Origin of the sequence: Arachidicoccus sp., from assembly GCF_050436765.1 — a bacterium.
GTDB lineage: Bacteria > Bacteroidota > Bacteroidia > Chitinophagales > Chitinophagaceae > Arachidicoccus.
This window is the reverse complement of record NZ_JBNQGD010000155.1, coordinates 19,740-41,393: the sequence shown is the minus strand read 5'-3', so window position 1 is coordinate 41,393 and position 21,654 is coordinate 19,740. Positions and strand designations below refer to the sequence as shown.

The following is a 21,654-nucleotide window of genomic DNA, read 5'->3' as shown; positions in this document are numbered from 1 at the left end:
ACCGGAACTTTCCATTGCATTAATGGACGAATGGGAAAACAAAATTGAAGCATTAGCGCAATCAACTATTGATGAAGATGTAACTTCTATTTCTGGGGTCCCAACCTGGACGCTTGTTTTGGCAAAACGTATATTAGAGATTACCGGGCGAAATAATTTGAAAGAGGTTTGGCCCAACTTAGAAGTATATATGCACGGAGGCGTTTCTTTTACCCCCTATCAACAACAATTTGAAAGGATCCTTGGCGATGAAGTGCATTATCTGGAAATGTACAATGCCAGTGAAGGTTTTTTTGCAGCGCAAGATGGCAGTGGCGAAGAAGGCATGCTGCTATTTTTAAATCATGGTATCTTCTATGAGTTTATGTCTATCGAAGAATATGGCAAAGAAAACCCACAAACCATCGGATTAAAGCACGTAGAACTCAATAAAAATTATGCTCCTGTAATTTCTACTAATGGAGGACTGTGGCGTTATCTCCTGGGAGACACTCTTCAGTTCACCCAGCTAAATCCGTTTCGCGTAAAAGTTAGTGGACGCATAAAACATTTTATCAATGCCTTTGGCGAAGAATTAATTATAGACAACGCAGACAATGCAATAGCAGAAACCTGCAACCTGCTTAACTGTCATGTAATTGAATACACGGCTGCACCCATTTATTTTTCTGATAATGAAAATGGTGCGCATGAATGGTTATTTGAATTTGAAAATCCTCCGGCGGATCTACATCTTTTTGCACAAACGCTCGATGAAGCCTTAAAAAAGCTAAATAGCGACTACGAGGCAAAACGTCAAAAAGATATTGCATTACGAATGCCTCAAATAAGATCTCTCCCAAGAAATACTTTTAGTCAATGGCTAAAAAGCAAAAACAAATTAGGTGGGCAGCATAAAATACCACGCCTTAGCAATAGCCGGGAATATGTTGATGAAATTTTAAACTTAATCAAACCAAAATATTAATGGTACCTCCATTTAATTACCTATTGAAATAAAATGTCAAAACAAAAAAACAAGCGTAAAAATATTTATCAGATAGGTGTCATCATTGCTATTGTTTCAATGCTTGTATATGGCTATGCAGCTTACAACGCCATCCGTATGTTTGACAAATCAAGGGGCTATATGGACATTGTGATAATGACAGCTTGGTTTATTCTCGCAATTTATTGGCTACGCCAATTGGCGAAGATACCCAAAGACGAAGATTAATTGTATTTTATAAACCAAAACATTAAAAGATGGAAGAAAATCAATTCTTGGAACAGGAAAAAGAAACATTGCACTTCTCGGCCACTGTCAAATCCACTTTAGCCTCCACTACGGTATGGACAAAGTTTTTGGCAATTGCAGGGTTTGCCATGATCGGACTTTTAATTTTAGTGGGCATCGGAATTACTTTTAGCGCTTCTATCGCAAGCTCATTGATGCCGACGCCTTACCCAGGGTTAGGGTTGTTTAGCGCTACTTTTATTGTCCTACTATATATTCTTATTGGCCTACTCTATCTTTACCCAACAAATCAGTTGTATCATTTTTCAAAAAAGATGAAATTAGCTATTACCACAACTGATCAACAACTTTTAGAACAGGCATTAGAGCACCAAAGAAAGATGTTTAAATTTATAGGCATTCTGTTGATTGTAATATTATGCATTTATGCATTAATATTTCTACTTCTAATGATTATAGGTGCCATAGGCTCCATACGTTAAATTGAAAAGAGCAACGATTTCGTATATTTGCCCTCTATAAAAAACATTCAATGAATTTATTAAAAGATAAAGTAGCCATCGTTACCGGCGCAGCACGTGGTATTGGTGAAGCTATCGCCTTAAAATTAGCGGAAAACGGCGCGCATATCGCCTTCACTTACGTGAGCGACAGTAGCAAAGAAAAAGCGGAAGTGTTGGAAAAAAAATTACAAGCCTTAGGTGTAAAAGCAAGAGCCTACCAAAGCAATGCTGCAGATTTTGAAGCCGCCGAATCTTTTGTAAATGATGTAGTAAAAGTCTTTGGAACCGTCGATATTTGTGTAAATAATGCAGGCATCAGTAAAGATAATTTATTACTACGCATGACTGCTGAACAGTGGAATGATGTTATTCATACCAACCTCACAAGCGTCTACAACATCACCAAACAAGTTATTCGCCCAATGATGAAAGCAAAATCGGGTAGCATTATCAATATGAGTTCCATTGTAGGCGTCAGCGGAAATGCAGGACAGAGCAGCTACGCGGCTTCTAAAGCAGGCATTATCGGTTTTACGCAGTCTATTGCAAAAGAATTGGGCACCCGCAATATTCGCTGTAATGCTATTGCACCAGGCTTTATAGAAACGGATATGACTAATTATTTGAAGGAAGGGAATGCGGGGGAAGCGTATTTAAAAAATATTCCATTGGGTCGATTTGGCAAAGCCGAGGAAATTGCGAATACCACTTTGTTCCTCGCTTCGGACTTAAGCTCCTATATCACCGGCCAAGTTATCAGCACCTGTGGCGGATTGAATATCTAAGATTACTTACAAAAAACGTTAATTAATAATTATGGAAATTATAAGAAAAGTACTGGCCGAGAATAAGAAATGGGCGGAAAAAACAGTTGCAGAAAAGCCGGACTTCTTTACCGATCTCGCCAAATTACAGACACCGGAGATATTATGGATTGGTTGTAGCGACAGTCGTGTACCGGCGGATAAAATAACAGGCACACAGCCCGGCGAAATTTTTGTACATCGAAATATTGCCAACCTTGTTATTCATACCGATGTAAACCTCTTAAGTGTATTGGATTATGCGGTACGACAATTACATGTAAAGCATATAGTTGTTTGCGGACATTATGGCTGCGGTGGTGTAGGTGCTGCACTCTCCAACCACAATTTCGATTTGGTGTTAAATATGTGGATCAGGCAAATAAAAGACGTGTATAGCTTGTATAAAGATGAGTTGGAAAACATCACCAACCCCGCCCAAAAAACAGATCGCCTGGTGGAACTAAATGTAATAGAGCAAGTAAAGCATTTGGCCAAAACATCTATTGTACAACGTGCCTGGGCACACGAATCTTTACCGCACTTGCATGGCTGGGTTTATGGTTTAAAAGACGGCATCATCAATCCCATATTCGAAATGCATCCCGGCGATGCAATAGATCCTCTGTATGTCTACGACGACATTTAATACAAAGGCTTTTGCGAATCGGCAAAGAACTCTTCGAACCAGTGCATAAAATCTGAAAAAGGCCCATGCATCTTATTAGATGCATCGTCTAAAGAGCTGCTATGTACTGACTCACCCGCTCTTAATTCACTGGGCAAATAAGATAAAATATGGTTACGTTGATTGGACATATAGTGTTTCACCTCTTCACCGGTCGCCTTTGGCCCTAAATATGTCTGTATTTCTTCTACCGATTTATCAGCGATATTTAACAAAGAATGTCTGACCGTTTCAGAGTCGGTTCCTGTATAATGCATAATGCGTTGTTCAAGTAGCGTCGGATAACGATTAAAGATAACCTCCAGCCAAGTCTCTTTTTGTTTGGGTTTTAATAGGCAGACTGCATTATCTACATCTCTCGTGTATTGATATAGTCCTAATAAAACTGACGTTATACAAGCCTGGGCTAATAAAGTTGAACGGTCTTTTACTTTGCTCGCTTTTACATCTTGCGTATTGGGGCTAACTCTTAAAAAATCTGCAAGCCCTAAATGTTTCTGTAAAGAATGGATAAGATTTGACATGGCTCAGAATTTAAAAGGTGAGTGGAATTGTTTCCTAAAGTTACAAACATCTATATCAAGCAAGTATAAATATTATGCCAATAAACAAATACTCCCTTTTTAAAAGTAGGCAAAGAAGAATTGGCAAAATATTGTATTGCTATTATACAAAACGTTTTGTCACACCACGTTATAACAATATTTAATCAAAAATCGTGCAAGAAAAACGAAAATTCATCTCTACTAAAAATATATTTTATGTAACAAGAAGATGTGATTAATACACTTAGTCGGGTGCTTGTTGCATGGCAGGAACGCGAAATGGACAGTGAATTCTTAGACCGGCAATAACCCAGGCATGGATAGAAAAAAGGTCTATGGTCCGGCAAAGACCTCCCGATTTGCAGCTCATCTGATACCCTAGAACCGATGACAGTAATATCAGTATAACCTAGACTCCTATGAAGCAGCTTCCAATTATGATAAAGAATACTATAATTTTATCCGAAGGATCGAAATTGTAGAGCAGGAAGAGTGACTAGATGTCTTTCTATAATTTTTTCAGATACTAGAGGACCTCTTCAATTGATTGAATGATTATTTCACAAGCATTTTTTAAAGCCTCATTAGAAATAATAAGCGGTGGACCAATACGCAATCCTTCAGGTGCAAACAAAAACCAATCAACAATGAGTCCATTTTTAATACATTGATCTATTACTTTTTGTTCGTCTCAAAACTATCAAAACAAATACAGGCCCACAAGCCGGCAGTTGTAAGGCTTTTTATTTTGGAATGAACTAAAGTTCCACGGATAATTTTTTCTTTGTCTTTTACAGTTTCGATGAATTTCCCATCTAACAAAACGTCTAGGGCGGCCCTACCTGCTGCACAACTTACAGGGTGGCCGGCAAAGGTACTAATATGTCCCAGCACCGGATTAAAGGTAAGGGTATTCATGACTTTTCTTTCGGCGATAAAAGCACCCAAAGGCATGCCACCACCTAAGGCTTTACCCAACAATAGAATATCAGGCACAATGCCAAGCTGCTCAAATGCCCATAGCGATCCCGTTCTACCAAAACCTGCCTGTATCTCATCTAAAATCAAAAGTGTTCCGGTCATTGTACATTTCTCCCTGATTTTCTTTATCCAATCTTTATTTGGCTGGATGATGCCCGCTTCTGCTTGAACAGTTTCCATGATTACACAAGCAGTATCGTCATCAATTTCATCTATTACTTTTTCATCATTGTAATCAAAATGATAAATATCAGGTAACAAAGGACGAAAAGCATTTCTAAAATATTCATCACCCATTACGCTCAATGCACCCTGCGTAGATCCATGATAACTTTTGTTGAAAGCAATTATTTTACTTCGGTTAGTAAACCTTTTCGCCAGTTTCATTGCCCCCTCAGTAGCTTCCGCCCCGCTATTGGTAAAGTAAACAGTGTCTAAATTCGCCGGCAATAAATCTGTCAACATCTTTGCATATTGCACTTGCGGCGACTGAATAAACTCACCGTATACGATGAGGTGCATATATTGCGCTGCCTGTTTTTGCACGGCCTCAATAACTTTTGGGTGTGAATGCCCAATATTGCAAACACTAAACCCGGAAATTAAATCGACGTATTTCTTGCCATCAATATCTGTTTGGTAAATATCTTTTGCACTCACCATTTCCAATCCCATTGGTTCGGGTGAAGTTTGGGCTACGTGTTGCAAAAAAAGTTGGCGGTTGTTCATAATAAAGCAAAAGTAAAACCTTTTGAGTGTTATCGGATATCGATTTTCAGCTATTGAGTTTAACTTCGAATTACCTAGTCTCCAAACCCTTCAACATCGCTATCATTCTTTCCTCCATTTGAGAAAGCATGTTCAGGGCTCTTATTCGTTACAAGAAAATTCACCTTTTTTAAATAAGTTTTTTGATATAATTTTCAAATCTTCAAATCCGTCAATTATCAAATCAACACATTATCTTCGCGGCTATGCCGCAATTAATTATTTATACCGATGGGGCTTCGCGTGGAAATCCTGGCCCTGGGGGGTTTGGAGCAGTATTGATGTTTGGTGAAAAGAGAAAAGAAATAAGTCAGGGTTTTAGATATACTACCAACAATCGCATGGAACTACTGGCTGTAATTGTCGCATTAGAAAGTCTGACCAGAAAAAATATCCCGCTTACTATTTTTACCGATAGTCAGTATGTGGTCAATAGTGTGGAGAAAAAATGGCTCGATGGATGGATCAAGACCAACTTCAAAGGCGGTAAAAAGAATAAGGATTTATGGCTGCGCTACGCCGTCATAGCAAAAGATTTCCAAGTAAAATTTCATTGGGTAAAAGGCCACGCCGATAATCCTTTCAACAATCGTTGCGACGAGTTGGCTACGGCTGCCGCAGACGGAAAAAATTTATTAATTGACGAGGCTTACGAAAAAGAAAATTTATAAAACCTGTTTATCGCTCAGCAGTTGCCCATCAGTTGAAAAGAATAACTTCTTCTTGCTAATGAAAGATTCTCCTGATGCATTTATTTCGTATTGCATGGGTCGACTTGGCTGGTAATATTTAGCAACATCATTTACTTTCCAATCTGCATATTTACTTTTCTTAAACCCATCTTTCACTGTAGACGGCAAATCTTCATATTGCATCTTTATGGAAGTGGCTTTTATTTTTCCCTTGTTAGTAATAATAACGGTTGTAGGGGATTCGTTGTTGGTAAACGTTACTTGATAGTAAGCCAAATAATCAGAGTAGTCAATATGTTTCGCATTGGGGAATTGCTGCTGAATCGTAGCTTTTACTACGGGGGGCACGTTTCTAATTTGCGCGTTGACCATAGAAAAACTCAGGAAAATCGAAAGCAGACCTGTTATTAAAAGTTTCATGAGGAAATATTTTTGGATAAATAAAAAATCCGGAGGACATTATCAATCCTTGCCTTGAACAACGATTACAATTTCTCCTTTTACCGGTTTAATCCGAAAATAGTCACAAACATCGTGCAAGGAACCGCGTTTGGTCTCTTCAAATAACTTAGTTAACTCTCTGCTAACACTACAAGGTCTGTCTGTACCAAAATATTCCATCATTTCGGTCAAAGTTTTTACGAGGCGCATGGGACTTTCATAAAAAATCATTGTACGCTCTTCTTCGGCCAATTTTTTAAACAAGGTCTGGCGGCCTTTTTTTAAAGGCAAAAATCCTTCAAAACAAAAACGGTTACAAGGTAATCCACTGTTGACAATGGCCAGAACAAAGGCAGTAGCGCCGGGGAGACACTCCACTTTTATTTCTCGTTTAGCACATTCACGCACCAGCAAAAAAGCAGGATCGGAAATACCGGGTGTACCCGCATCGGTAATTAATGCCATGTTTTTACCCGCTTCCAACTGGTCGGCAATATGTTGCAAAACTTTATGTTCATTATGCTGATGGTAAGCAGAAACAGGGTTTTGAATATCATAATGCTTCAACAATTTGGCTGAAGTACGCGTGTCTTCACAAAGAATTAAATCCACGGATTTGAGCACCTCAATAGAGCGAAGCGTGATATCCTTTAAATTGCCTAATGGGGTGGGAACTAAATAAAGCATTTCCTTAATGAATAAGTAAAAATAAATAATTAAAATTACCCACCACACGCTTAAAGTAAAGCACTATATAAAGCTAAAGGGTCAGGCTTTCTACATTAAGCGTCCAAATTCTACGCAAGCTCAATTTCAAAATATTCCATTACAGGATTAGCCAACAATTTGGTGGCTGTAGTTTCCGCAATTTCCTTAGCAGCATTTTCGCTTTCTGCCTCGATCTGTAAGGTGATATGCTTGCCAATACGTATATCTTGCACGCTATGAATATCCAAATTTTTCAAACTGCCAATTACAGCTTTTCCTTGTGGATCAAGCAGTTCTTTTAAAGGCATCACTTTTATCTGTATATTATAAATCATAATGATAATATTTTGAACGGCAAATGTAAATTAAAATTTTGCGCTGAACGAAATTAGTAGCAGAATTAATGTTATTTCTCTTTGCTAAGCGTAATCAAAGACAATAACACATATAATAAGAATACGATAGGTACAGCCAGCCACTTCAATGATATAACCAACAAAACAGTAATGACAACCAATAAAAATTTAGGCCAGTTTTGTTTAAAGGCAAGATTTTTAAATTTCATGCTCATCATCGGAAGAGTAGAAATCATCAGAAAACTTACAACAAAAATAACGCCGTACCAAAACACGCCATTTTGCAGTAAAGTTTCTACAAAATCAAAATGATTAAAAGAATAGATTACCGGTAGTGAAGCCACGAAAATTCCTGCTGCCGGAATGGGCATCCCTTCAAAATTCAAACTTTTGCTTTTACTCAAATTAAAGCGCGCCAACCTGAAAGCGCCCGCGCAAGGTACCAGTAAAGCAGGCAGTAAGCGCCAAATATTTTCAGCAAATTCAGGATGATTCCGGGCGATACTTATTTTCAAAAACTGAAAAATAATTAAGCCCGGCGCGACCCCAAAACTTACCAAGTCAGCCAGTGAATCCAATTGTTTGCCGAGCTCAGAAGCGGCATTGAGCAAGCGCGCAATCAAACCGTCCAAGAAATCAACTACTGCAGCGCAACAAATAAAAATCGAAGCAAAATACATGTTATTTAGCGATGCATTTCCAAAACCATCTAGAATATAAATCACAGCCAAACAACCAAACACAAGATTCAGCAGCGTAAAACAATTAGCAATATGTTTTCTCATTTATAAAAAATTAAGCACTCAAAAGTAAATTTATTGACGAGGAAAACCAAAATCTGAACTGTTTCTTCCTTTAAGCGCCTAAAGGTCGAAAAGTATCCTAACCATATAGAAAACCATTCATGTATCTTAGCCTTGTTGCTTCTCGGACTCCCCGCATTAGCTTCGTCGAATCTACGTTTTTAAAAAAAGCAGGCGTCCATAGCTACTTAGCCCTGGTCAACGTTCAGCCTTTCATCAACTTTTCAATTTCTTCCACGGTAATCGGAATACTTTTCATCAGATCTCTATTACCTGTTTTGGTAAGCGCATAATCGTTTTCAATACGAATGCCCATTTTCTCTTCTTCAATATAGATGCCTGGCTCTATGGTCAATACCATGCCGGCCGTTAGCGGTGCGGTTTTGGTGCCCACGTCATGTACATCAATACCTAGATGATGCGAAATACCGTGGTATAAATATTTGCGGTATGCCCTATTTTCCGGATCCTCATTTTTTACATCGGCTTTCGTAAGCAATCCTATTTTTTGAAAAATCTTAGTCGCTTCGTCCGCTACTTTTTCATGATAAGCTACCAGCGCAATACCTGGCTTTAGAATGCTTGCGCAATAATGATGTAACTGTAAACAAGCATTGTATACTTCTTTTTGACGTTTTGAAAATTTGCCATTTACCGGAATGGTGCGGGTAAGATCCGCATTGTAACCGCCATATTCTGCTCCAAAATCCATCAATATTAAATCTCCCTCTTTGCACTGCTGGTTATTATCGATATAATGCAGTATACGCGCCCTGTCACCACTCGCAATGATACTGCTATAAGCTTCCCCTTTGGAACGGTTGCGTAAAAATTCATGGATAATTTCCGCCTCTATTTCGTATTCAAAAACATCAGGTTTTACAAAACCCAAAACCCTTCTAAAAGCTTTGGCGGTAATATCTACCGCTTCTTGGATCACTTTTATCTCATAAGGCGTTTTTACAGCACGTAAAGCATGGGTAATTTTCGCAGCACGTAAATAATGATGCAAAGGAAAACGCTTTTTCATTTCCTCAATAAACCGATAATCGCGCGTTATAACACCAGACGCACCCTTTCTATCGTGCTCATTGCTATTCAGATAAATATTTTCAGCTGCATGCACCCATGGCAATAAAAAAGCATCTAATGTATCTAACCAGATAATCGTTTCAATACCTGAAATAGCTTGTGCTTCCCCTACACGAAGGCGATGGCCGTTCCATTTTTCTTTCAATTCATTTGGGCGAACAAGTACCAATACCTCACGATATTTGCGATCAATATTGTCAGGAAACAGAATCAACATCGTATCTTCTTGTTGAATGCCTGTGAGCCAGTATAGATCACTATTTTGAGAAAATCGGTGCAGGGAATCTGCATCATTGGGCATTTCGTCGTTACTGTTAAAAATAGCGATACTATTGGGCTGCATTTGTTTTACAAAGCGCCTGCGATTCTCTATAAATAATGTATTAATGATGGGCAAATGTTTCATTGTACTCAATTTTCTCGTTAGATATATATTGCAAGTTAAAGGTTCTAATTCTATTGTAGAAATAAGGAGCAGATAACTTCGGCAAGATTAACACTTATAGAATGCCCAACAAATATTCCATGCAACTAAAACAGAAGCTATTTACACAATTGTCGTATTCTTATTTTTTAAGTTAAAATAGATTTTCCGGGAAGTAAAAATTAAACAAGAAAAAGATACTTGTACGATTAGCCTTATTGCCCGGGTCGACAAAAAAGTAAACGTTCACTTCTAAAAATCTCCAATTCCTCTTTCATTTCTTCGTGAATTATCAAATTAACGAATTATCAAATTATCTTTGCCCTGCTATGGACAAAAATATAAGAACTCGTTTTGCACCCTCCCCTACGGGCGGGTTACATTTAGGCGGCGTACGCACCGTCCTTTTCAATTATTTATTTACCAAACAAAACAACGGTAAATTCATATTGCGTATAGAAGATACCGACCAAACACGTTTTGTGGAAGGGGCGGAACAATATATTTACGAGACACTTAAATGGTGTGGCATGGAGCCCGACGAAAGTCCTTTGATTGGCGGTGAATATGGGCCCTATCGCCAAAGTGAACGCAAGGCAGATTATAGACAATACGGAGAACAATTAGTCGAAAAAGGTTATGCCTATTACGCATTCGACACACCGGAAGAACTGGAACAAATGCGTATCACCTTCAAAACAGATACCAACCCTTCTCCGAGATATGATGCAACTCTTCGTCTGCAAATGCGCAATTCATTGAGTTTAAGTAAAGCGGAAACAGCCAGTTTATTAGCAAAAAATACACCACACGTTATCCGCGTGAAAATGCCATTTAATGAAATGATTCAATTTGAAGACATGATTCGTGGGGTAGTGCATTTTAATTCATCGGAGGTCGATGATAAAGTTTTGCTGAAGGCAGATGGCATGCCTACCTATCATTTGGCTGTTGTCGTGGACGATTACTTAATGAAGATCACACAATCTTTTCGTGGAGAAGAATGGTTGCCAAGTGCACCCGTGCATGTATTAATTTGGAAGCATTTATTTGGGCTGGAAAATATGCCGCAATGGGCCCATTTACCGTTGATATTAAAACCGGATGGCAAGGGTAAGTTGAGTAAACGCGACGGAGAACGATTAGGTTTTCCAGTATTTGCCATGAACTGGACCGATCCACGCACAAATGAGGCTACACAAGGTTTCCGCGAGCGTGGCTTTTTGCCGGAAGCGTTTGTAAATATGTTAGCCATGCTGGGCTGGAATGACGGAAGTGAGCAGGAAGTTTTTTCGATGGAAGAGCTGATCGAAAAATTTTCCGTAGAGAGAATTCATAAAGGCGGCGCAAAATTTAATTATGAAAAAGCTTTATGGTTCAATCACGAATGGATTAAAAAACTATCCGCTGAAAAGCTATTACCTCATGTAAAAAAAGTTTTTTCCGAAAAAAATATTGCCATAAAAGATGAAGGCCATTTACTGAAAGTAATTGATTTAGTAAAAGAACGTTGTACCTTATTACCTGACTTCGTAGAGCAAGCGTCTTTCTTCTTCCGGACACCGGAAACTATCGATATCGCAGCCATTGAGCCAAAATGGGATGAGCATAAAAATACCTTTTTTATTGAGTTAATTCGTTCTTATGAGTTGGCAACCTCCTTTGATGCAGAAACATTAGAACATTCCTTTAAAGAAATGGCAGCAGCCTCACAATTAAAACCGGGTGTGGTAATGTTACCTTTCCGGATAATGCTGGTAGGTGGGAAGTTTGGCCCACATGTATTTGATATTGCCGCTAATATTGGCAAAGAAGAGACAATAAAAAGAATAAAAAACGCATTGGGATTGTTAAGTAAAGAAAAATGAAATTTTTAAAATCATGAGCAAAAATATAGCCATCATCGGCGGAGGTAATCTTGGTTCGGCAATTGCTGAAGGACTTATCAACAGTGGCTTTTCAAAAGCTGAAAATATTTCTATTACTAAAAGGAATATTGAAACATTAGCACATTTAAAAGAGAAAGGTGCGAATATTTTAAGCGACAATAAAGAGGCAGCGGCAAATGCCGATTATATAATTCTTGCTATCAAGCCCTTTCAAATAAAAGATATTCTCACAGAGATAAAACCTACTCTTAAAGCCAATAAGCAAGTTATAATCAGTGTAGTCACTGGTATTTGGATAAAAGATTTAATTGAAATGATCGGTAAAGATTTCGCTATTGTTCGCGCCATGCCAAATACAGCCATTGCGATTCAAGAAAGCATGACTTGTATTTGCGGTCACAACACTTCTAAAGACCAATCAGATTTCGTAAGTGGTTTGTTTAATCAATTAGGCAAGTCAGTTATCATTGAAGAAAAACTCATGGACGCTGCCACGGTACTCGGAGCCTGCGGTACAGCTTTTGCCATGCGCTATATCCGCGCCAATATTCAAGGAGGTGTGGAAATTGGCTTCAATGCTAAAGTTGCAGCTTTAATTGCTGCACAAACTGTAAAAGGCGCAGCAGAACTTTTATTAACGAAACACACACACCCTGAGGAAGAAATAGACAAAGTAACCACCCCAAAAGGATGCACCATTGCAGGCTTGAATGAAATGGAGCATCAAGGTCTGAGTTCTTCTATTATTCGCGGCATTACTACGAGCTACAAAAAAATCGTACACGACATGTAAGTCTCATTGAAAATTTAAAAGATGAAACGTTATTTATTTCTTGGACTTCTATTTTTTGCCGGTTGTGTCACCCCAAAGAACAATCAAATTGTAGCTTCACCCAAAAGCAACATTGTTGTCGATGGGAAGTTATATACTTCCGTTTGGATGCAGCGTGCAGCCGAATACAAAGCCTTGTGTGCGCAAGCTTACAACATCGCAAGATTTCGTTTAGAGAGCTACATTCAAAAAGAGAAATCAAATAAACCTCTGGCGGTCATTACTGATATCGACGAAACATTTTTGGACAATAGTCCTAACTCCATACACCAAGCCTTACAGGGAAAAGATTTTGAACAAAACTCGTGGGACGATTGGGTAAATAAAGCCGCTGCTGATACCGTAGTCGGTGCATTTAACTTTTTCAAATTTGCGGCAGCCAAAGATGTCACTATTTTTTATGTGACCAATAGAAATGAAAAAAATGCGGCGGCCACATTACAAAATTTGCAGAAATTTAATTTTCCTGATGCAGATAAAGCGCATTTATTAGTACTGACAGATGGTTCAAGCAAAGAAGCAAGACGTTTACAAATTGAGAAAGACTATGACGTGGTTTTGCTTCTAGGTGACAACCTTGGCGACTTTTCCTCTTTATTTGACAAAAAAACAGAAGCGGAAAGAACAACCAATGTATTAAATAATGAAAAATTATTTGGACAGCGATTCATTATTTTGCCCAATCCAAATTATGGCGATTGGGAAGGCGCCATATATCATTACGATCACAAGCTTTCGCCAGCCCAAAAAGATTCCATCGTCAAAGCAGACGCAAAAACCTATTAATTTGAATTTCTATTAAAAACATATTACCAGGTAGCAGAAATCTTAGCATTCTCGATTATCGCTGCACAAATGGTAATGCCAAGCAGATTTCCATTAAGTAGTGATTGAAATTTTACTACCCCTTATGTGACGAAAAGTCAAAAGGCACTACCACTTTAAAGCTAATATTTCTTCCCATATTAAAAATGCCCGGTTGCACACCAGTTGGCACAGTTGGATTATCGAAATATTTTAAGCGACTCATATTTGACTGATAATTTGCATTCGCCAAATTGGTTCCCTCAATATACAATTCTATAATATCCTTTCCTTTTGCATTGATCAAGTTAGCACCCAAACCCGCACTCAATAAATTGTAACCGGCGGTATAGGTTTCTGTTCCGTAAGCACTAAAAAAGCGATCTTGTGCATTGAAATGATCGAAGCCCACGAAAGCATAGACGTTTCTCAATTTATCAATTCCTTTTGCAAAACTGACACGCAATTCTGAATGCGTATGTACCGGCGGAATAAAAGGCAAGTATTTCAAACTATCAGCAACAGCTCCGCCATTTCCAAGATTCGTTCCATAAGTCAAAGTCAAAGAGTTTTCAAAGTGCAACCAGTGAAAAGGATGAATATCTATATTAAATTCGCCACCATCAATGCGCGCCCTCCTTTGCACATAAGTAAATTTACTATAATTGCCATTAGGGTTGGACGTCCCATCCGCATTCACTCTTTCGGGGTTGCCGTTGGCATCCAACATTTGCTGCTGAAAGATATAATGCTCAATATTATTGTCAAATAGCTCTACACTTGCAGATAAGTTCGGTAAAGTAAGGAATGCACCCAAATCACCCTGCACACTGTATTCCGGTTTAAAATCACTATTGCCAACATGATAAATCTGCGAACCCGGATCAGCTCCGTTAGCGGACAATTCTGCGATGCTAGGTGATCTGAAACCGGTAGCGACATTTGCTTTTAATATGACTGCATCGGAAAATTTATAAGAGCCGCCCAAACTTCCAGAAGGACCAGAAAAGCTCTTCTTCAAAGCTGCAAATTGCCGTGTGACATTGGGTGTCGTCGTTGGATTCGGCCCCGTATAAAGTTTTGGATAAAATTCTGTTGAGTCATCAACATAGGCTGCATCTCCGGTAAAAGAGCGCGTATCCAAACGCACACCACCCGAAAGATCTAATTTTCCAAACTGTTTTTTAATAACCAAGAAGGGGCCAAAATCAAACTGATGATAAGCAGGTATAGGGAAATCCGTCCCATAGCCCAGTACATTGTTTTGATACATTCCGTTGATACCGACAGAAGGTTCATACCCCTTTCCTAAATCAAAATTATATTTTACATCATAAGTGTAAGTACTCAATTGCAAATTTAAACCGGGAATACTGGTCTTTGTCGGATGCGTAAACTCGCGTCTATGGCTATATTGATAGCTGAGATTTATTAAAAGATTCCCACTGCCTAAATGAATACTACTTTTATCGTAAATAGTGTACAACTGCACATGCTGGTGCAACGCCGGAATTTTATAAGAATTTAATTCTGATTCAGAAACGATTGGACGCGTCTCATCTTCGTCCGTAATTTGTTTGGTAAATTTTCTGGTAATTGAATCGCGGCTACCATCCGGAATGGCTTGTTGATCGTCAAACAAAGAAGCATTCAGATAAGAATATCCCCAGGACTTATTTAAACCCACCATTACTCTTGCATCACGCTCTTTATAATTGGTAGCATATACTCTTCCATCTTTTTGATTCTGATAATTTTTAGCCTCTTTATCGGAAAGAACTGTTCCCCAAACAAAGCCCTTGTTATTGCCTTGCAGCTTAAAAGAACTATTCACCAAACCATTGTTAGTACCATACACGCCACTTAAAGAACCCAAAATCTTCCCTTCAGGTACAGGAGAAGCCGTAATCAAATTAACAACTCCACCAATAGCATCGGGGCCAAAAGTCAAGCTGGCCGGCCCCTTGATCACTTCTACTCGGTCAATAGCGTTTTGATCTACTTCGATTCCATGCTCATCTCCCCATTGCTGCCCTTCTTGACGAATGCCATCTTCGGCGGTTACAACCCTATTGTAGCCTAAGCCCCGAATAAAAGGTTTAGAAATATTAGGCCCTGTGGTTACAGCACTTACCCCCGGTACATTGGCGATTTCGGCAATAACATTGCCGGCAGCTGCATTCATATTTATTTCCGCCTTACTCACTGCGACCATAGGAACAGGCGCGAGTTTTATGTTGGTCGCCCTGCTAACGCCTGTTACGATTACCGCATCTTCTTCCATCGATGATGATTTTAATTGAGCATCAAGCGTGATCGATTTGGAAAAACTTACTCGCTGGGTAAACGTCGCATAGCCAATGTAGCTGATCTCAACTAAATAAATTCCTTTAGGAATGCCTTTGATAATATATTTCCCTTTATCATCAGCAATCGCTCCTTTTTTAAGGTCAGGAATAGAAATAGAAGCCCCACCAAGTGCCTGTCCACCAGCCTTATCGGTAATAGTGCCACTCAAAGCGACCACAATTGTTCCGTCGTCTTTCCCTTTATCCTTTGTCGGAGCAGAAAATACAGTCATACAAGTAAACAAAAACAAGGCAAGTGTGAACAGTCTTAGTTTCATAAAATGATTTAAGCTAATTTAAGAACCATATAAATGCAACAATATTGCAATTCGCAAAATTGAAACAATTTATAATACCTAAACAATCTTCCATCTTAAAGTTCTGATAATTCTATTGCAAACACCTTGCAGAAATTGTGTTTGATTTTCAGTTTGACTTCTTGCATAGAAACTTCCCGACCGAGTTCCTTTTTGATAGAAGTAACTTGCTTTCCTTGAATGCCACAAGGAATAATATAATTGAAATAATCTAAATCGGTATTCACATTTAAAGCAAAACCATGCATCGTAACCCAACGGCTACAGCGAATACCCATTGCACAAATTTTCCTTTCATAACCTTTGCGATGTGGTTCGATCCATACACCGGTTTCACCTTTGCTACGATCGCCCACGATGCCATAATCGGCAAGTGTAAGAATAATGACTTCTTCTAAACTCCGTAAATACCAGCCTAAATCGGGCTTAAATTGTTCCAAATCAAAGATAGGGTAGCCCACAATTTGCCCTGGTCCGTGATAGGTAATGTCTCCACCCCGATTGATGTGAAAATATTCAATTCCTTTTTTTGCCAATTGTTCCTCGGATAATAAGACATTCTCTTCGTGACCACTTTTCCCTAAAGTGAAGACCGGGTTGTGCTCTACAAAAAACAACTCACTCGTAATTTGCTCAGATTTCCCCTCACGCTTTAAAGCTGTCTTTTCTTGTAATCTTTCTTCTTGAAGATCCCAGGTTTCTTTATAAGAAACTCGACCTAAATCGGTAAATTGTACTTTAGCCATTGTGCAAAATTAATGGATATTCTTTTAAGGAAAGAATGTCTTATGAAGACAGGTCTAAAAATTCAACTCTACCATAAATCAAATAACAACATTAAGTATTAACAAGATTTTGGTTCTCTTTGCTAATGTCCGTTTCTCAAAACACGAATAATACGATCATTGTGATAATAACCCCTTTTCCAACCAAGCACAAGACTCTTATTCTGTACCTCTGGCGCAAAAAGCATAATCCCCATGTTGTTGATAATACGACCGGTTGAATGTAAATCATTAGTAATCCCGGCTCAATTAAATAATTTTGCAAAAGCTGCTCCACAAAAATGAAAAGGATAAAAGCAACAAGACCCTTCATTAACATGCATCTTGGTATAAAGAGTTCGGAATTAAAATCGCAAAAGGAGGTTATCAAACTACCGACAAGTTAATAACCACGACTAAACGGGACATACTTTGCCATAAATGGGTCTTTCAACCATGATACGCATAATAGGGAGATTAGTTATCGGTCTGCCGACGATTCAGCACACAATAAAGTCGATGATTTTGGCGTAAACAAAAACGTGATTGGAGGAAATATTCTTTGCGGTCGGCAACTCAATTACAGTAACCATTTTGGCTTCGGCGTTTATAGAGGTATTGGTTTTAGGGTCAGAAATATTCATACAGTTAAAGAGTCATACAATAAAAATGTAGATTTTTATAACCACGCCATAGATATTAATATCTCAGACATGATATTGCACAATGAAGCCAATGCGGGAATGGGTTCAGGCTTTAACTTAACGGCAGGCTTTAGAATATATTATAGGTTTTGAAGGGTTCTTTCGTGAGAACAATCATGCAAAAAAGAGTTCTTTTTATGGCACTAGCCTTCTTCTCTATTCACTTTATCTACCGAAAAGGCAGGCAGGCAAACGCTCCAATATTCGCAAGATTCTGCAAATGGATTACTATATTTAATACGTGCACCTTTCTCGATTAGAATACTTTGACCAACTTGCAAGGTTACCGTTTCGTCATCAATCTCAATAGATTTTTTACCGGAAACAATTAATGTCCATTCATCAAACCCTGGCACTTGATGTGGCTCCGTCCAATTAGGCGGCGCAATCATGTGTGCAACACTTATTCGGGTTTCACCCGTAGAAGCCAATCCAAAATGCTCTTCAATTAACTTACCATCAGTCGTAGGCACTACAAATGGATGGTTTTGAATAAAATATTTCTTAGTGGAGGGCTTACTAAATAGATTAGAAGACAATAAATTTTTAACCACCACCTTATCAATAGGAAGGGTTACCGATTCTTCAGATAAATCGCTGAATTCCACCCAGCGAAAAACTTCACTCGAACCATTTATATCTGCTATTTGTGCTGGTGCAAACTCAAAAGATTCTTGATGTGTAATCAACTTATCCAACTCTTTACACTTCACTAGATAGTATATGGAGATGATTTGATGCGCTTTGTTGAAAGCAGATTGTTGAAAGAAATCAGTGGTATAAAAATGCTCGCCGATTGTAACATCTAAATCAGTCTCTTCTTTAAACTCTCTAACTAAACAATTGCGTGTCCCTTCGCCCAATTCCAAACCACCACCCGGAAATTTGGTAATATAATCCCCGCGAATAAATTCGTCACTCACCAAAATGCGATTATTTAATTCATCAATCAAAAGTCCGTAAACACGTACATTAAAGCTATTCATAAAAATTTATTCTGATAATTTCATCTGCACCATAGACATAATTTGTTTCATCGTTTTTTGCATGCCTTCACTGCTACCATCAAGAAAAATCACATTCCCATTCCCTTTCTCCGCAAACTCCTGAATAGCTTCTGTCCACATACTAAATAAGATTACATTTGTATCCATATCGGCCTTTTTCATTTGCAATGCAGCATCACTCATACCGCGCGCTACTTCTTCGCGAAACAAAGCAATACCTTGTCCACGCAATTGTGCGGCATCTCTCTCTGCTTCTGCAGAAATCTTAATAGCATTTCCTTCTGCTTCCGCAGCTTTTGTTTTTGTAATGAGCAAAGCTTGTCCTTCATTTTCTGCAGCCGCTTTTAAGTTGTTGCTGGCAACAACCCTGCTCATACTTTCCATAATCACCTGGTCGAAAGTGATATCATTAATTTGCAAGTCCAACAAATGATAACCCCAATCTTCTAGCACGTGATCAACTTCTTCCTTAACAGAATTGACAATGTCCTTTCGTAGGGTCAATATTTCCGCTTGCCTTTTAGAGGCGACATAAGAACGCACATTGCCCTCGATAGTACGCACTAGGGCCTGCATAAGCTCCCTATCATTAATAAATTTAAAAGCAACTTTTTGAATTGTACTCGCATCCGAAGCCATTACGGCATACAACAACATCGTTTTAAAATATACATTTGCCTGATCGTAAGTTACCGCCTGAAATTCCATTTCTATCGAACGATTTTGAATGCTGATACGTTTGTAGATCGATTCAAGTAGCGGTATCTTAAAATTCAAACCGGGCATTAAAATGCGGCGATATTTACCAAACATAGTAACTACAGCGATGGTACCCTGGTTAACACTTACCAGGCCGCTGAAAATAATAATCAGCACTACAGCCAAAATTATATATCCTGCTATCATAATTTTTTTTTGAAAGATAAATATATTTATTGGATGAAATATATGATTAGTTACTTTTGAACAAATAAATTTTCGAATTTCTTCTGTATTAAAGTTTTCTGATGAAAAAAATCGCAGTAATTGTTGCGGGCGGATCGGGTACCAGAATGAAATCTGCTATTCCAAAACAATTTTTATTATTAAAAAACAAACCCATACTCTGGCACACAATTGCTGCATTTACAAGAGCCTTTAGTGACATGGAAATAATTATGGTATTACCGGCGTCTTGTTTTGAGGAAGGAAGAAATATAGCAGCCTCTTTCACCGATACACACAAAATAAATATTGTACAAGGCGGCGAAACAAGATTCCATTCTGTTAAAAATGGCCTTCATTTAATAAAGGAAGAAGCGATTGTCTTCGTTCACGATGGCGTGCGTTGCTTAGTAAGTGAAAGTCTAATTAGAAGTTGTTATCAACAGGCATCTGAAAAAGGAAGTGCCATTCCTGCCATTGCTGCTACGGACAGTGTAAGAATAATTGAAGGTCAAAAGAATAAGTCGATCAACAGAGAAAATATTCGCATCATACAGACACCACAAACATTTATCTCAAGTCTATTATTGCCAGCATTTGACCAGAATTATCGAGATAGTTTCACTGATGAAGCAAGCGTAGTTGAGACCTATGGTAAGGAGGTATTTTTAATACAGGGTGAAGAAGGGAATATCAAAATCACTAAACCCATAGATCTAATACTTGCCGAAAACATCTTAGCAGAGAGAAAATAAAACTTCTATTTTAAAAAATCAAACATCAAAGGCAAAACTGATTTATCGAAACAATAACGAAAATTGCCTCGATTTAGTAGTGAAAAATTTTCCAAGAAATTTCACAGCTGACAATGAACATTCGCCAAAATCAAATAACGACATAGCACCTTTATGCAGTCAATTTTAGCATATCAGCATCACTCGTGATTTAGTAGTTATTTTTCGCGTATCCCTTTAAAATTATAAGTTATATCAAGCCACGACACCGCCATTATTAATCTTTTCGATAATCCGGTGTGCTACTTCCATTGCAAGATATCCATCTATTTCGCTGACGACAACGGGCTTCCGGTTCATAATGGAATTAGTAAACGATTGTAACTCCTCTTTTATCGCATTAGAATCCTGAACTTTCGGATTAGCAATAGCTATTGTTTTTTTGCCTCCGTTTGGCGTATCTATATCAAAATTAAAAGTGTCTTTATCTTGATCTTGTTTCATCTTAATAATCTCAGTTTTCTTTTCCAGAAAATCGATTCCCACATAGGCCTCTTTTTGAAAAAGACGCATTTTCCGCATCTTTTTCATACTGATACGACTTGCGGTAAGATTGGCCACACATCCATTATTAAACTCTATACGCACATTGGCAATATCGGGCGTGTCTGTCAAAACACAAACACCACTTGCCGAAATATTTTTTACATCACTTTTTACGAGACTCAAAATAATATCCAAATCATGAATCATCAAATCCAATATGACACTTACTTCTGTCCCTCGCGGATTAAACTGCGCCAACCTATGCACTTCTATGAACATTGGATGAAGGTTAAATTTTTTGGCCGCTACAAATGCCGGATTAAATCTCTCCACATGTCCTACTTGTACTTTTACGTTGGCCTCTTTTATCATCGATATCAACTTGCGCCCCTCTTCTAAGGTATGAGCAAAGGGTTTTTCGACAAATACGTGTTTTCCCCTTTTAATGGCCATTTCACATAACCCGAAGTGGTAATTGGTGGGCGCCACAATATCAGCAATATCGATTTCTTCAATCAAAGCTTCGGGTGTCGCAAACCTTTTTAATGCATATTTCTTTTCTACCTCTTTAGAGTTCTCATCATTCGGATCGTAAAAACCTACCAATTCTACATCTGAAATTTCCTTCCAATTATTGATGTGAAATTTACCCAAATGCCCTGCACCCAAAACACCTACTTTTAGCATAGTTTTTATATGTTGAGCGAATGATTATTTCATTCGCTATTGATTAAATAAATTAAA

At 38.3% G+C, this 21,654-nt stretch carries 23 protein-coding genes; 11 read left to right on the top strand and 12 right to left on the bottom strand.

Features of this window, described 5'->3' with window-relative positions; genetic code table 11:
* The 5 genes from ACQR30_RS06845 to ACQR30_RS06825 all read left to right on the top strand — a co-directional run.
* Window positions 1-967 (top strand): GH3 family domain-containing protein (locus ACQR30_RS06845; protein ID WP_429733152.1); only part of this gene is annotated, 967 nt, incomplete at its 5' end.
* A 33-nt stretch (window positions 968-1,000) separates the two neighbouring features.
* Window positions 1,001-1,216: a hypothetical protein gene (locus ACQR30_RS06840; protein ID WP_429733149.1), complete on the top strand. Its 216-nt coding sequence runs from the start codon at window positions 1,001-1,003 to the stop codon at window positions 1,214-1,216.
* Between the two features lie 29 nt (window positions 1,217-1,245).
* Entirely contained in the window at window positions 1,246-1,719 is a 474-nt protein-coding gene (locus tag ACQR30_RS06835) for a DUF5362 family protein (protein ID WP_429733146.1), read from the top strand.
* Between the two features lie 50 nt (window positions 1,720-1,769).
* Entirely contained in the window at window positions 1,770-2,525 is a 756-nt protein-coding gene (gene fabG, locus ACQR30_RS06830) for a 3-oxoacyl-[acyl-carrier-protein] reductase (protein WP_429733143.1), read from the top strand.
* A gap of 31 nt (window positions 2,526-2,556) precedes the next feature.
* Window positions 2,557-3,192 carry a carbonic anhydrase gene (locus ACQR30_RS06825; RefSeq protein WP_429733140.1) on the top strand — a complete coding sequence of 212 codons (636 nt, stop codon included), beginning with the start codon at window positions 2,557-2,559 and terminating at the stop codon, window positions 3,190-3,192.
* On the opposite strand, the gene ACQR30_RS06820 is transcribed toward ACQR30_RS06825, so the two are convergent.
* The gene (locus ACQR30_RS06820; protein ID WP_429733137.1) at window positions 3,189-3,755 is read right to left on the bottom strand and encodes a hypothetical protein; all 567 of its coding nucleotides are present in this window, start codon (window positions 3,753-3,755) and stop codon (window positions 3,189-3,191) included. The two genes, ACQR30_RS06825 and ACQR30_RS06820, sit on opposite strands and share 4 nt — an antisense overlap.
* A 696-nt stretch (window positions 3,756-4,451) precedes the next feature.
* Complete coding sequence (locus ACQR30_RS06815) at window positions 4,452-5,486, bottom strand: aspartate aminotransferase family protein (protein ID WP_429733134.1); 1,035 nt, start codon at window positions 5,484-5,486, stop codon at window positions 4,452-4,454.
* A 245-nt stretch (window positions 5,487-5,731) separates the two neighbouring features.
* Here ACQR30_RS06815 and rnhA point away from each other — a divergent pair, with 245 nt between their 5' ends.
* A complete protein-coding gene (gene rnhA, locus ACQR30_RS06810) occupies window positions 5,732-6,196 on the top strand; it encodes a ribonuclease HI (protein ID WP_429733131.1) in 465 nt (154 codons plus the stop codon).
* Here the strand turns inward: rnhA and ACQR30_RS06805 are convergent.
* The 5 genes from ACQR30_RS06805 to ACQR30_RS06785 form a co-directional block, all read right to left on the bottom strand.
* On the bottom strand, window positions 6,191-6,637 hold the full coding sequence (locus tag ACQR30_RS06805; RefSeq protein ID WP_429733128.1) for a PepSY-like domain-containing protein: 447 nt from the start codon (window positions 6,635-6,637) through the stop codon (window positions 6,191-6,193). The genes rnhA and ACQR30_RS06805 overlap by 6 nt on opposite strands.
* 42 nt (window positions 6,638-6,679) lie before the next feature.
* Entirely contained in the window at window positions 6,680-7,345 is a 666-nt protein-coding gene (gene rsmI / locus ACQR30_RS06800) for a 16S rRNA (cytidine(1402)-2'-O)-methyltransferase (RefSeq protein WP_429733125.1), read from the bottom strand.
* A 110-nt stretch (window positions 7,346-7,455) separates the two neighbouring features.
* Window positions 7,456-7,701: a phosphoribosylformylglycinamidine synthase subunit PurS gene (gene purS / locus ACQR30_RS06795; RefSeq protein WP_429733123.1), complete on the bottom strand. Its 246-nt coding sequence runs from the start codon at window positions 7,699-7,701 to the stop codon at window positions 7,456-7,458.
* A 71-nt stretch (window positions 7,702-7,772) separates the two neighbouring features.
* Window positions 7,773-8,507 carry a CDP-alcohol phosphatidyltransferase family protein gene (locus tag ACQR30_RS06790; RefSeq protein ID WP_429733121.1) on the bottom strand — a complete coding sequence of 245 codons (735 nt, stop codon included), beginning with the start codon at window positions 8,505-8,507 and terminating at the stop codon, window positions 7,773-7,775.
* A 223-nt stretch (window positions 8,508-8,730) separates the two neighbouring features.
* Window positions 8,731-10,023: an aminopeptidase P family protein gene (locus ACQR30_RS06785; protein WP_429733119.1), complete on the bottom strand. Its 1,293-nt coding sequence runs from the start codon at window positions 10,021-10,023 to the stop codon at window positions 8,731-8,733.
* A gap of 347 nt (window positions 10,024-10,370) precedes the next feature.
* On the opposite strand from ACQR30_RS06785, the gene gltX reads away from it, so the two are divergent.
* From gltX to ACQR30_RS06770, 3 genes are read left to right on the top strand one after another with little or no spacing between them, the layout of a single operon-like run.
* Window positions 10,371-11,909 carry a glutamate--tRNA ligase gene (gltX, locus tag ACQR30_RS06780; RefSeq protein WP_429733116.1) on the top strand — a complete coding sequence of 513 codons (1,539 nt, stop codon included), beginning with the start codon at window positions 10,371-10,373 and terminating at the stop codon, window positions 11,907-11,909.
* Between the two features lie 13 nt (window positions 11,910-11,922).
* Entirely contained in the window at window positions 11,923-12,723 is an 801-nt protein-coding gene (gene proC / locus ACQR30_RS06775; protein WP_429733113.1) for a pyrroline-5-carboxylate reductase, read from the top strand.
* Between the two features lie 21 nt (window positions 12,724-12,744).
* A complete protein-coding gene (locus ACQR30_RS06770; RefSeq protein ID WP_429733110.1) occupies window positions 12,745-13,548 on the top strand; it encodes a 5'-nucleotidase, lipoprotein e(P4) family in 804 nt (267 codons plus the stop codon).
* Between the two features lie 115 nt (window positions 13,549-13,663).
* On the opposite strand, the gene ACQR30_RS06765 is transcribed toward ACQR30_RS06770, so the two are convergent.
* A complete protein-coding gene (locus ACQR30_RS06765) occupies window positions 13,664-16,192 on the bottom strand; it encodes a TonB-dependent receptor (RefSeq protein WP_429733107.1) in 2,529 nt (842 codons plus the stop codon).
* Window positions 16,193-16,287: 95 nt separating this feature from the next.
* Complete coding sequence (gene lipB, locus ACQR30_RS06760; protein ID WP_429733104.1) at window positions 16,288-16,977, bottom strand: lipoyl(octanoyl) transferase LipB; 690 nt, start codon at window positions 16,975-16,977, stop codon at window positions 16,288-16,290.
* Window positions 16,978-17,537: 560 nt separating this feature from the next.
* On the opposite strand from lipB, the gene ACQR30_RS06755 reads away from it, so the two are divergent.
* Entirely contained in the window at window positions 17,538-17,792 is a 255-nt protein-coding gene (locus ACQR30_RS06755) for a hypothetical protein (protein WP_429733101.1), read from the top strand.
* A gap of 50 nt (window positions 17,793-17,842) precedes the next feature.
* Here ACQR30_RS06755 and ACQR30_RS06750 read toward each other — a convergent pair whose 3' ends face one another.
* The gene (locus ACQR30_RS06750) at window positions 17,843-18,685 is read right to left on the bottom strand and encodes an NUDIX domain-containing protein (protein ID WP_429733099.1); all 843 of its coding nucleotides are present in this window, start codon (window positions 18,683-18,685) and stop codon (window positions 17,843-17,845) included.
* A 6-nt stretch (window positions 18,686-18,691) separates the two neighbouring features.
* Entirely contained in the window at window positions 18,692-19,612 is a 921-nt protein-coding gene (locus tag ACQR30_RS06745; protein WP_429733096.1) for an SPFH domain-containing protein, read from the bottom strand.
* Between the two features lie 101 nt (window positions 19,613-19,713).
* Here ACQR30_RS06745 and ACQR30_RS06740 point away from each other — a divergent pair, with 101 nt between their 5' ends.
* Window positions 19,714-20,385 (top strand): 2-C-methyl-D-erythritol 4-phosphate cytidylyltransferase, encoded by a 672-nt coding sequence (locus tag ACQR30_RS06740; protein ID WP_429733094.1) that lies wholly within the window; start codon window positions 19,714-19,716, stop codon window positions 20,383-20,385.
* Window positions 20,386-20,619: 234 nt separating this feature from the next.
* On the opposite strand, the gene ACQR30_RS06735 is transcribed toward ACQR30_RS06740, so the two are convergent.
* Window positions 20,620-21,597 (bottom strand): Gfo/Idh/MocA family protein, encoded by a 978-nt coding sequence (locus tag ACQR30_RS06735; protein ID WP_429733091.1) that lies wholly within the window; start codon window positions 21,595-21,597, stop codon window positions 20,620-20,622.
* Window positions 21,598-21,654 lie beyond the last annotated feature (57 nt).

Excerpts from the sequence above, each read along its gene's own strand:
- ACQR30_RS06745 (WP_429733096.1), bottom strand. The coding sequence starts at position 19,612 with ATGATAGCAGGATATATAATTTTGGCTGTAGTGCTGATTATTATTTTC.
- ACQR30_RS06820 (WP_429733137.1), bottom strand. The coding sequence starts at position 3,755 with ATGTCAAATCTTATCCATTCTTTACAGAAACATTTAGGGCTTGCAGAT.
- fabG (WP_429733143.1), top strand. The coding sequence starts at position 1,770 with ATGAATTTATTAAAAGATAAAGTAGCCATCGTTACCGGCGCAGCACGT.
- ACQR30_RS06765 (WP_429733107.1), bottom strand. The coding sequence starts at position 16,192 with ATGAAACTAAGACTGTTCACACTTGCCTTGTTTTTGTTTACTTGTATG.
- ACQR30_RS06840 (WP_429733149.1), top strand. The coding sequence starts at position 1,001 with ATGTCAAAACAAAAAAACAAGCGTAAAAATATTTATCAGATAGGTGTC.
- ACQR30_RS06770 (WP_429733110.1), top strand. The coding sequence starts at position 12,745 with ATGAAACGTTATTTATTTCTTGGACTTCTATTTTTTGCCGGTTGTGTC.
- ACQR30_RS06790 (WP_429733121.1), bottom strand. The coding sequence starts at position 8,507 with ATGAGAAAACATATTGCTAATTGTTTTACGCTGCTGAATCTTGTGTTT.
- ACQR30_RS06750 (WP_429733099.1), bottom strand. The coding sequence starts at position 18,685 with ATGAATAGCTTTAATGTACGTGTTTACGGACTTTTGATTGATGAATTA.
- ACQR30_RS06825 (WP_429733140.1), top strand. The coding sequence starts at position 2,557 with ATGGAAATTATAAGAAAAGTACTGGCCGAGAATAAGAAATGGGCGGAA.
- proC (WP_429733113.1), top strand. The coding sequence starts at position 11,923 with ATGAGCAAAAATATAGCCATCATCGGCGGAGGTAATCTTGGTTCGGCA.
- purS (WP_429733123.1), bottom strand. The coding sequence starts at position 7,701 with ATGATTTATAATATACAGATAAAAGTGATGCCTTTAAAAGAACTGCTT.
- rsmI (WP_429733125.1), bottom strand. The coding sequence starts at position 7,345 with ATGCTTTATTTAGTTCCCACCCCATTAGGCAATTTAAAGGATATCACG.
- ACQR30_RS06735 (WP_429733091.1), bottom strand. The coding sequence starts at position 21,597 with ATGCTAAAAGTAGGTGTTTTGGGTGCAGGGCATTTGGGTAAATTTCAC.
- ACQR30_RS06815 (WP_429733134.1), bottom strand. The coding sequence starts at position 5,486 with ATGAACAACCGCCAACTTTTTTTGCAACACGTAGCCCAAACTTCACCC.
- ACQR30_RS06835 (WP_429733146.1), top strand. The coding sequence starts at position 1,246 with ATGGAAGAAAATCAATTCTTGGAACAGGAAAAAGAAACATTGCACTTC.
- ACQR30_RS06785 (WP_429733119.1), bottom strand. The coding sequence starts at position 10,023 with ATGAAACATTTGCCCATCATTAATACATTATTTATAGAGAATCGCAGG.
- rnhA (WP_429733131.1), top strand. The coding sequence starts at position 5,732 with ATGCCGCAATTAATTATTTATACCGATGGGGCTTCGCGTGGAAATCCT.
- ACQR30_RS06805 (WP_429733128.1), bottom strand. The coding sequence starts at position 6,637 with ATGAAACTTTTAATAACAGGTCTGCTTTCGATTTTCCTGAGTTTTTCT.
- gltX (WP_429733116.1), top strand. The coding sequence starts at position 10,371 with ATGGACAAAAATATAAGAACTCGTTTTGCACCCTCCCCTACGGGCGGG.
- lipB (WP_429733104.1), bottom strand. The coding sequence starts at position 16,977 with ATGGCTAAAGTACAATTTACCGATTTAGGTCGAGTTTCTTATAAAGAA.
- ACQR30_RS06740 (WP_429733094.1), top strand. The coding sequence starts at position 19,714 with ATGAAAAAAATCGCAGTAATTGTTGCGGGCGGATCGGGTACCAGAATG.